This window comes from Parabacteroides sp. PH5-46, from assembly GCF_029892785.1.
In the GTDB taxonomy this organism is placed as follows: domain Bacteria; phylum Bacteroidota; class Bacteroidia; order Bacteroidales; family Tannerellaceae; genus DFXE01.
Window position 1 is genome coordinate 298,946 of the sequence record NZ_JARXXA010000005.1, and the last position, 9,359, is coordinate 308,304.

Annotated in this window: 6 protein-coding genes; all 6 read right to left on the minus strand. The window is 44.9% G+C overall.

Annotation, left to right across the window (positions count from 1 at the left end):
* Positions 1–2: 2 nt before the first annotated feature.
* On the minus strand, positions 3–1,841 hold the full coding sequence (locus tag M2470_RS07625; protein ID WP_280744444.1) for a PKD domain-containing protein: 1,839 nt from the start codon (positions 1,839–1,841) through the stop codon (positions 3–5).
* Positions 1,842–1,848: 7 nt separating this feature from the next.
* A complete protein-coding gene (locus tag M2470_RS07630) occupies positions 1,849–2,586 on the minus strand; it encodes a hypothetical protein (RefSeq protein ID WP_280744445.1) in 738 nt (245 codons plus the stop codon).
* A 521-nt stretch (positions 2,587–3,107) separates the two neighbouring features.
* Positions 3,108–4,610, minus strand: coding sequence for a PKD domain-containing protein (locus M2470_RS07635; RefSeq protein WP_280744446.1), 1,503 nt, complete (start codon positions 4,608–4,610; stop codon positions 3,108–3,110).
* Between the two features lie 16 nt (positions 4,611–4,626).
* Positions 4,627–5,238: a hypothetical protein gene (locus M2470_RS07640; protein ID WP_280744447.1), complete on the minus strand. Its 612-nt coding sequence runs from the start codon at positions 5,236–5,238 to the stop codon at positions 4,627–4,629.
* 15 nt (positions 5,239–5,253) lie between these two features.
* Positions 5,254–7,272: a T9SS type A sorting domain-containing protein gene (locus M2470_RS07645; protein WP_280744448.1), complete on the minus strand. Its 2,019-nt coding sequence runs from the start codon at positions 7,270–7,272 to the stop codon at positions 5,254–5,256.
* 41 nt (positions 7,273–7,313) lie between these two features.
* Positions 7,314–9,359: BACON domain-containing protein (locus M2470_RS07650; protein ID WP_280744449.1), on the minus strand; the 2,046-nt coding region annotated here is incomplete at its 5' end.

Genomic DNA, 9,359 nt, shown 5'->3' on the forward strand with positions numbered 1-9,359 from the left:
TATTAATAGCCCATTACAGAGATGTTATGGTTTACCGGCAGCATGCCGCTTCCCACTTTTACTCGCAGGCTTTCTTCTCCTATTTTGTCACTATCGGCATCATAGAACGATACCGTTACGGTATAATACCCCCGCTTTTTGTAGGTATGCGGTTTGGAATGGGTGGTGCTTCCCCCAGTCACCAAAGCACTGCCATCACCGAAATCCCAGGTGCAGGAAGCCAGTTCTCCTGTGGTATCGTTGATGGTTATAGTATAGCTTCCTTCCTCGTTGATGATCAGATTTTCATCACCTGTTAATGAGGTTGTGAGCGAACCGCAGTTGACCACCGTAACTTCCAGTGTTTTACGATTTTCAGTAGATGCCACACCACTTACATAAGGGGTTACGGTAAGGGTATATGTTCCCGGGCTTGCATATGTATGTGTTTTGGTTAATACACCATGTGTTGGATTTGTGTCATTAATGATAGTTCCGTCACCAAAATTCCATTCTATTTTTGTTAAGTCGTTACCTAACCCAGATATGCTCACGTTGATAATAAACCGAATAGCTTCCCCATAACATACCGGGAGTTCCTTATCTGTTGTAATCCGATCCATATACCACCAAAAATTAGCAAAACTAGGAAGACCTAATTGACAACTATTTGGTACCAAAAAACCATTAGGTAATCGATATAGTCTAAGATTTTCAAATTCTTCTGGATTATCTATTACGTATAAAAAATCAGTTCTTTCTGCAACAAAATACATCCTGCCATCAAGCCCTAATTGCGCGGCTTGCACATCCATGTAATAAAGCTGTCCAGGTGTATCCGAAGGAATATTCATGTCTTTATATGGAAGAGAAAAAGGTGCTATTGAGCCGTTGGGGGCAGCTATCAGGTCTTCTACTTTATAAACCGTTATATTATTGATACTTTCCGAACGCATCCTCCTTGTGATATATAAATAGTCTCCTGATAAGGAAAACGCTGTTCCGTAAACAGAATTTCCAGCAAAGTTTATATATTTTATGTTTTGCACCTCACCTGTTGAAGTGTCAAATTTAGCAAAAAATAATACCCCCGCAGAAGATGTCGCCCATGCAAAATATCTTCCTGATGGGCTAAATGTTAAATACCCCAATGCGCCTTTTTGTTGAATATCAATGGGAAGTAGCGTTTTTACCGGGTTATCTACCGTCACTCCACTTTCGGTTATTAACCATGCATTTAACGTTACGGCACCTGTTGAATTGGATCCAGGTCCTCCTGGAGCTAATACCCACATATCTTTTCCATTGGCATGCTTTACAACCGCCACACTTTCGCATAGTTTACCCGTCTCACCCGTAAAACGAATATTTTTCATTTCAGTGACCACATCGCCCAATCCGTTATTCAACGTCATATCTACCACCGAATAAGATAAATAATAAGGTGATGAAGTTATACTTACTGAAATAGTTATAATGTAATATTGAGTCAAAGAGCCTATTACAGGTACTACAATACAGGATTGGACTGAAGAGCTATTTCCATCCAAAGAATTTCCATTTGGCATCTGATTATGATTTTTGTCCCATATCGTTCTTCCATCTGAATAAAACAACAGGTTACCGGCATCATCGGATATGCTAGAACAACCTTCTTCTGTAAATAATTTTCCAGTAACACTAGTAGGCAGTCCATCCAGTTGTTTATCAGCTGTATTTATACCAGTTGCTGTTTCTGATTGTGTTGTATTCCAAGTAAGCCCGGCATATTTGCCAAAAAACCAATTGCTTGTTTCTTTCTGTGCCTGCCCGGAAAAGGCAATGGTCGAGAGCAGGCAGGCTATGTATATTATTCGCTTCATATTTTCTTTATTTGATTACGAACACTACATTCAGGAATGAAGCGGGACTGGTGATTTGTGACTTCACCTTGTATTTCAATTCTCCCGCAGCGGTAACACTTACGTCTTTCAGGATATCCGTATCGTAATAGGTTACTACATAGTCTAATTCGCTGGCGGGGTATAATGTGTTAGTACCTTTGGAAGGGATGGTTTCAAATGTAGTAGCGGTATTACTACTTACAAAGGTGCTGTTACCCGCTTTAGTGAACTGTTTTACATATTCATTATACAGGTTGAACGTACGTTCATCGTCGCTGGGAGCATCTAAGGGGATGTTGAACGAAGGGATGTAGAAGTACTTTTCAGCGGCTGTAGTACTACCTCCTCCTGCTCCTATCTGTGCCCACGTGCTGCCGTCCCATACATAAACACCTTTCTTGAAAGGGTCTGTCGTGCTAAGGTTATAAACCATCAGCCCGGCATGGGCGGCCTTAGTCGTAGCTTGATTGCTACTATTCCACTCGGCATCGCTGGTACCGATGAAAGGCTGTAAGGTAGTTGTAGACACTAAGTTCACTCTTGGCAGACCCAAGCCTCCCTTGGTAGACGTTACATTCGTAGTTGCATCGGCTGCCTGGCTTTTGATTTCCAGCAGTGCTGCCTTGGCCGGAGCCGCGTCCGAACCTACCGTTACCTGTCCGTAAGCCGATCCTATTCCGGCCACAGCTACAAACAGTAAAACAAGTTTCAATTTCTGTATCATAATCTATTTATTTTATTTTAAAAATTACACGTAAAAAAAGCGTATAAGGCTTTCTTTTAATTGGCTTACACACTTTTATAGAAAGACAAGAAGTCCGAAAGGACTTGTATTTGGATAACCCCGTTGCAAGCGAAGTGCAGCTCGGGGTAAGCAGTCTGCTCCCCAAACTTCCTGAACTCCGTAGGGGTTATACAAGGGCGAAACTCCTACGGAGTTACAAAGACGAGAGACGTATTCCTTGCCCCGAGCTGCGCTCCGCTTGCAAGGGGTTATCTATCTATAAGTCCTTACGGACTTTCTTACCTGCCATATCTATAGCCAGCTCGAAAGGCGTTCTGTTCGTAATTCGGGGTGTTGTTGATACCCCCTCAGAAAAAAGTATGCATATCTCAATCTTTCCAAATAGGATGCAACAGCTTTGCTTTCCGAAAGCACAGTAGCGTGTAAACCAATATGTCAAAGAGCGTTTTTGTTAACGATTAACGTTTAATGATTAACTATTAATCGTTCACCGTTAATCGTTAATAAAGATGTATGTTCGGATTTACCGGCATGACGCAAGGGCTTACCGTTACTTCCAGGGTTTCCCGCTGATCCGTCACTTCCAACCCATCGCTTTTAAGGAATGATTTTACTGTAATGGTATATCTTCCTGGTTTGGTATAGGTATGAAAATGTGTTTGCGTGCCATTTACATTTGTATCGGTAATTACCATACTGCCATCCCCAAAATCCCAGATGGTTTTGCCGAGTTCACCCAGCCCACTTCCTTTATTTACAATTATGGAATAAGATTGTTCTGTATTAACGCAAAACGCCTCATTATCCGTCTTGATATTTGATACGGCAAACCAAGAAGCAGAGAAAGATGGCAAACCCAGTTTTACTTCACTCGATGATGACATAAAGGATTTATAAGAGATCCCATACACTTTTAGATTTGTCGGTTCGTTTGGATTATCAATTAAATACATACAATATGGGTTACTCTCAACACACGCTCCCCAAATACGGCCAAAACTGTCTAGTTGTAAAGCATAAACCCTATACGCGGATATGGTTTTAATAGGCTCCGTAGTATTCCCTTGCAACAGAGCTTCAAAGTCATAAACATAAATATTAGTAGTAGTAGAACCCGTACCTGTATTATTTGCTGTTATATACACATATTTTAGATTGGGTGAAAACTCCAGCCCGTATGCAGATTTTAGCGCAGTTTTCCCTATATTGGAAAATTCTCCTGTTAGATTATTAAAATCACCGTAAATGAAATAATCACATGTTCCATTTAAAAGAAGTACAAAATGTTTTCCATCGGGCGTAAATTTTAAATAACCACTAGCTCCGTAGGAATTAGAATCAATTTCCAAATTGTTTTTTACAGGGGCAGTATTTGTTACGCCAGATGATGTTACCTGCCAAGCATTCAGATATATCGGTTTACCCCGTCCAGCAGCGACAATCCACCAATCTTTTCTATTACCATGTTGTATTGCCGACATGCTTTCGCCTAATAGACCTTTATGTCCGGAAAAAGCTACAGCGGTTCCAACCACCGTTACATCGGTAGAGCTATTTGCTTGCACAAGCACATAATTCATATTATTGTTATTCCTTTCATCTAACCCTACACAAATAAATTTTTTTTCATCTTCCGGATAAGGAAGAACAATACCCGACTGCGTCGAAGAGGTATTCCCTTTCAGTCCATCAAATATTTCTGTACCATCCGCCTTCCATATTTTTATCCCATCGGAATAAAATAACAAATCCCCATTTTTGCTAGAGATTGTAAAAACACCTTCATTAGTAACTACCTTACTACTAAAAAAACCAGGAATATTCTTCAGTATTGCATCCGGTGTTCCATCCACACCTGTTGCAGCAAAGCTCCGTAAGCTATCAGGATGAAAAGACAATCCAGCCCTGTATCCAAAGCACCAGTTCCAAGTCTCTTTCTGCGCCTGTCCGGAGAGGGCAATGGCCGAGAGCAGGCAGACTATATATATAATTCTGTATTTCATAATCTTTTTCTTCTTTTTATTGTTTAACAACAAACACAATAGTCATAAACGCTGTGGATGATGGGTCGGTATCAAGAACGTTGTATGACATAACACCTTCGTCGGTGATACCAGTAACGGAAAGTACTGTATTATCATAATTCACCACTACGTAGTCAAGTTCTTTCTTGCCATAGATGGTTCCCATTTTAGCATCGAACTGTCCCTGGTATTTGGCATAGAGGTCGAAGGTCTTACTACCTGTCGTTTCCATGGGCAGGTTAAAAGCGGGCATATAGAACCACTTTTTGCCACCACCTGAGCCGCTGTCGGCTCCTTCGGCTGCTTCTGTCCATTGTTCGCCATCCCATACGTAGATACCTTTTTTGAAAGGGCTTGTTGTTGTGAGGTTGTAGACCATCAGGCCGACATGGGCTTTCTTATCGTCTGCGGAAGGGGTTCCGGTAATAAAAGGCTGTAAGGTTGCTGTGTTGACGAGTTGTACTCTGGGTAACCCAAGGCCACCGGAGTTGTCTATCTGTAGCAGTTTCGCCTTGTCGGGTGCGGCAGTTGAGCCTATGGTCACCTGTGCCGATGCGACACAGGCAAAAACAGCTGCCAGGAATATTGTTATTATTAATCGTTTCATATGCTGTGTATTCCCTTATTTTACATATAGTTTTACTGACTTGTTCTCTGTGCGGATAAAGTATACCCCGGTATCCAGCCTTCTCTTGATCTGCATAGTAGGGGCTGTTACCTTTTCTTTTGTTATCAGTAAGCCCTGGGCATTGTAAATCCAGAGGTTTTCTCCCTCAAGGCCTTTGATATTTGTAATACCGTTTTCATACCAGGCCGACAGTTCACTGTTTGTTAGTTCTTCCGTTCCCGTAGGATTGCTGGTAAAGTGAAGGACGAAGCGCGTAGGGCTGTCTCCGGGAGCAGAGGTGAATCGGTATACCGGATTTCGGAAGAAGCTGCTTTTCTTGCCTGTTTTGCTGTCTTCTATCGTAACATCATACACCGAACGCAGCGATTCCAGGCGGCTGGCTTCGAGCTCTACTTCCTGTGTCTTGAGCGAAGGCTCAAAATACATTTGCAACTTCGTAGTAGTAGCCGGAAGCACATTTGTTGTCAGTTCCTTTCCGTCTGTAGAACGGGTGTATAGCTGGTTTACACCTCCGGTGCGATTGAATAGCTTCTCTGCATCGTAGATGTCTGTTGCTTTGAGGGTAGCTCCATTACGGAAGACTACACACATGCGGTCGAAACCGCCTGTTGTCATATCGCGTGCTTCCAGCAGCAATTCGTCTATGGGCTCGTATGCCGTATTGCTGCTTCTGAGGAACTGTGTGGTACCGTGGGTACGTTTGCTCTTGGGTATCTTAAAGGTGCTTATCGCCGCCCCATTGTTCTTTAGTACGAACATCTGCATGGGAGCAATAAGGTTATTCCTTCCGTGCAGGGTGGTTGATCCTTCGGTCTGCCCTACCAAGTAGGTGGCGTTGAAGGTGAAGGTAACTCCGCTGTTGGTACTGTTTCCTGTAGCTCCGGGTGACAGTACATAGTATTGCTGTGCCACATCCGTGCCGGTAATACCCCATGCCGAACGATCGGTTGTGAGGAGATCCGCCAGGTTAAGGGGTACCATAAAGGGATTGCCCAGGTAATTGTAGCCGTAGGCCAGTTCAATGTCTTCTACATCGCTATTCAGTAGTTCCTCGCCTGTGTAGCGGGCAGTCAGTGATTCATCATCACTTATAAAGCCTCCGAAGGATGTCTTCTCTGCCTTGAACAAATGCCGGTTAAAGGCAAACTTGTCTGTCGTAGCCTCACTAAGCAGAGCCCCGTTCCACTGTGTTTTGTTGAGGGTATTGGTATAGTACGTGGTATTGGTATATGGAACAAGTCCTTGGCCAATAATAAATCCTTCTCCGGCCGAAAGCGCACGCTTGGGATTCGTCTCCCATAACTCATTGCTGTTTCCCGTGGTGAAAAGCTCCGTTTCCGATAGGTCGGACAAGAAGTTGAAAAAGAAGTAATCGGCATACATCGTCTTAAAGGGTGATGTGAAACCGGCCATGTGTCCTTGCCCGCCCAAGGCGAGGTTTACCTGTATGTTGGCTTTGTTGTCGGTATTGGCAATAGCCGTTGTAGCATCGTCTTCGATCCACAGATGTGCCACTTTGCTTTCATTCGCTTGGGTGGCAGCTTCGGAATCGAGCACCAGCCGTCCGCTTGGGAAGGTCACATTCTTCACCTGTGCAGCCGCCGAGGGGGTAATCGTTACTGTTCCCGCTGAACTAGTGTTCTTTATAACAACGTTGTTTGGGAAGAGGATATAATTGTTCTGTTTGCTGGCATTGCTCCCAAAGGATACGGTTTGTGCCGCTGTCCCTCTAAACTCAAAGGTGCCAGCGCGAGTGCCGGAATTAAAGACCTTGGAAGTACCTGTCACATCGTTTATAAAATCACCTGTCAGGATGGTCTTTCCCGGATGGGCAATATCCGATACGTCGTATGCCTTGAAGTTTCCCACTATATAGAGAGCCGTATCAGAAGCAACTCTTCCCACGTACATCTCCCCACTGTTCCGGAGCACCACCTGTGCCTGTCCCGCCAGGGGCAGAGCCGAGAAGAGGAAGAGGGAAGCAAGGGAATATATTATTTTAGTTTTATTCATGATCATTAATCGTTAATCGTTAATCACTAATCGTTCACCTGTTATTTCACCAGTTTGATATCCTTCACACAGCGTATGTTGGCACCGGTGGTTGTATTTGTCGACATAGCGGCAGTAACCGTATTACCTGTGGCCGTCCAGTACGGATAGTTTGTTCCTGAGGTGATCCACAGGTAATGGCCTGAAGATGCCCAAGCGCCGTCTGTTGAGCCATCGAGAATACCGTTCTGGAAATGACTGATTGCTACAGGCAGTGTCCATTCGTAGTTGTCGGTACCGGCAGGCACGCGCCATCCCGTAGGGCATGGATCGTTATACTCGGCCTTGCTTCCTGCTGTCCAGCGAGCAGGTACAGCACTTGTCAACCAATGTGAACCGGTGTAGAATACCGTCGGGTTTTGTCTAACATAAGTTTCCGTATTATTGCTTCCGGCAGCATCTATAACAATGCTCCGGGGAGCAACACCCGTAGTGTATTGCGGGAAGGGGTCTTTGCGCCCCCACTGGTAAAACATACCTTTTTGAGCTGTACCGTATTTTCCCAGTACCGTGCGCATCAGCCTGTCTTTGTTGGGGTTGTGGAAGTTGATATCTACATCCGGGTCAGTAGTGCCCGAACCTTTCATAGACCACACATGCCAGCTCCATAATACATTGGCAGGATTATCGCTACCTACCCATCCGATGCCGCTTCCATCCATAAGGGCAATTACGGCATTGCCGTTAAATTGTGTGCCATTGGAAGCAGCCGTCACAGTTATATATTTCTTGTCCAAGCTTAGTTCTGCTGTAAAAGTAACAGGAGTAGATTCTTTTGTTTCATACCAAAGAACACGTGCCGTTGCTTTCGACAGGTCTGTTGTTGGGCTGGCCGGGTTATCGCCAAGTGCTTTCAGGGCAAAAGATACAGGAATCCTGATCTCTGCCGAGGCTCCCGTGGCAAAACGTATCAGGTGGCTGTTGGCACCTCCACTCTGGCGTACGGTAATCGGCATACTGAGCATACCGGACCGCAGAGTGATAGTGGCCTGGCGCTCCGTCCCTGTGAGGTTTTCGCTGAGCACCTCTATCTCAAAACCGGAGAGAACATCCGGGGTTTGTGTTCCTGATGCAGGTGTGATTTTCAGCCAGCTTGGTGAGCCTTCGAGCGTAGCCGTCCATGAGCCGTAAGTGGTGTATAGCTGCAGGGCAAATTTATTCTTATCTGCCGTTGATGCCATAGCATTTCCTACCAGCATTTTGTCCCAGTCGAAGAGGACGCTGCTGACGTTTACTCCCAGCCAGTCTGTTTCGTTGTACACGATATCGTTTATGTTGTCATTCATACCTTCTACCACCAGGTCTTTGCCTGTTATATCGGGTGCTGCACTTTCGGCTTCTGTTTCAGAGGCGTAGCCTGCCGTGTTTACTTTCGTAATGTTGATCCTGTAGGCATGGTTACGCACAATGGGTATAAAGCTGCTACCATCAGCAAAGTCCACACGGTAATAACCTGTTTTCCCGTTCCACTCTCCGCTTGTCCATTCACCCTTGATGATAAGGTATGTTTGTGGTACACTGCTTGTGGAAGCTTCTGATTCGGGGATATAGATGGTGCGTAGGATTTCCTTATAGGGTGATGCCACCGCATAAGTATGGGAAGCGATTGCCCCGCTTACCGGACGGGGTTCGGTAAAGACATCCTGGTCTATGCCTGTCCCCGTCATATAGTTTCCGTGGGGTGTGAGGTAGGATGCCGGTTTGGCATATACGCTCACCTCCTTGATCTTGAAAGCAGCAGCCAGTGTAGATGATGCATCCCCCATATCTACCCCCACATCTACCTTGGCCATCGTACGGAACATATTAACGTTTATTTCCGTCGGCGCAGAGGTAGCACTAAAGTCGTACCCCTGTTTCATTTGTCCCCACATGGGAAAACGGGGATAGCTACCCGTGGATGCAGTCTGCCAAAGCGAAGCGTCGAAGCTTATGTCGTTAAACAAATCGGCCACAGTAGTGGTAGCTGTAGGAGAAAGCGTAACACTTTCCGGCAGGTTAGCCACCAGTACAAGGCGTTGTTTATCGGCTGTTTTTTGTATCGACAG

Coding starts and splice junctions, on each gene's coding strand:
- M2470_RS07645 (WP_280744448.1), bottom strand. CDS start 7,272: ATGAATAAAACTAAAATAATATATTCCCTTGCTTCCCTCTTCCTCTTC.
- M2470_RS07625 (WP_280744444.1), bottom strand. CDS start 1,841: ATGAAGCGAATAATATACATAGCCTGCCTGCTCTCGACCATTGCCTTT.
- M2470_RS07635 (WP_280744446.1), bottom strand. CDS start 4,610: ATGAAATACAGAATTATATATATAGTCTGCCTGCTCTCGGCCATTGCC.
- M2470_RS07630 (WP_280744445.1), bottom strand. CDS start 2,586: ATGATACAGAAATTGAAACTTGTTTTACTGTTTGTAGCTGTGGCCGGA.
- M2470_RS07640 (WP_280744447.1), bottom strand. CDS start 5,238: ATGAAACGATTAATAATAACAATATTCCTGGCAGCTGTTTTTGCCTGT.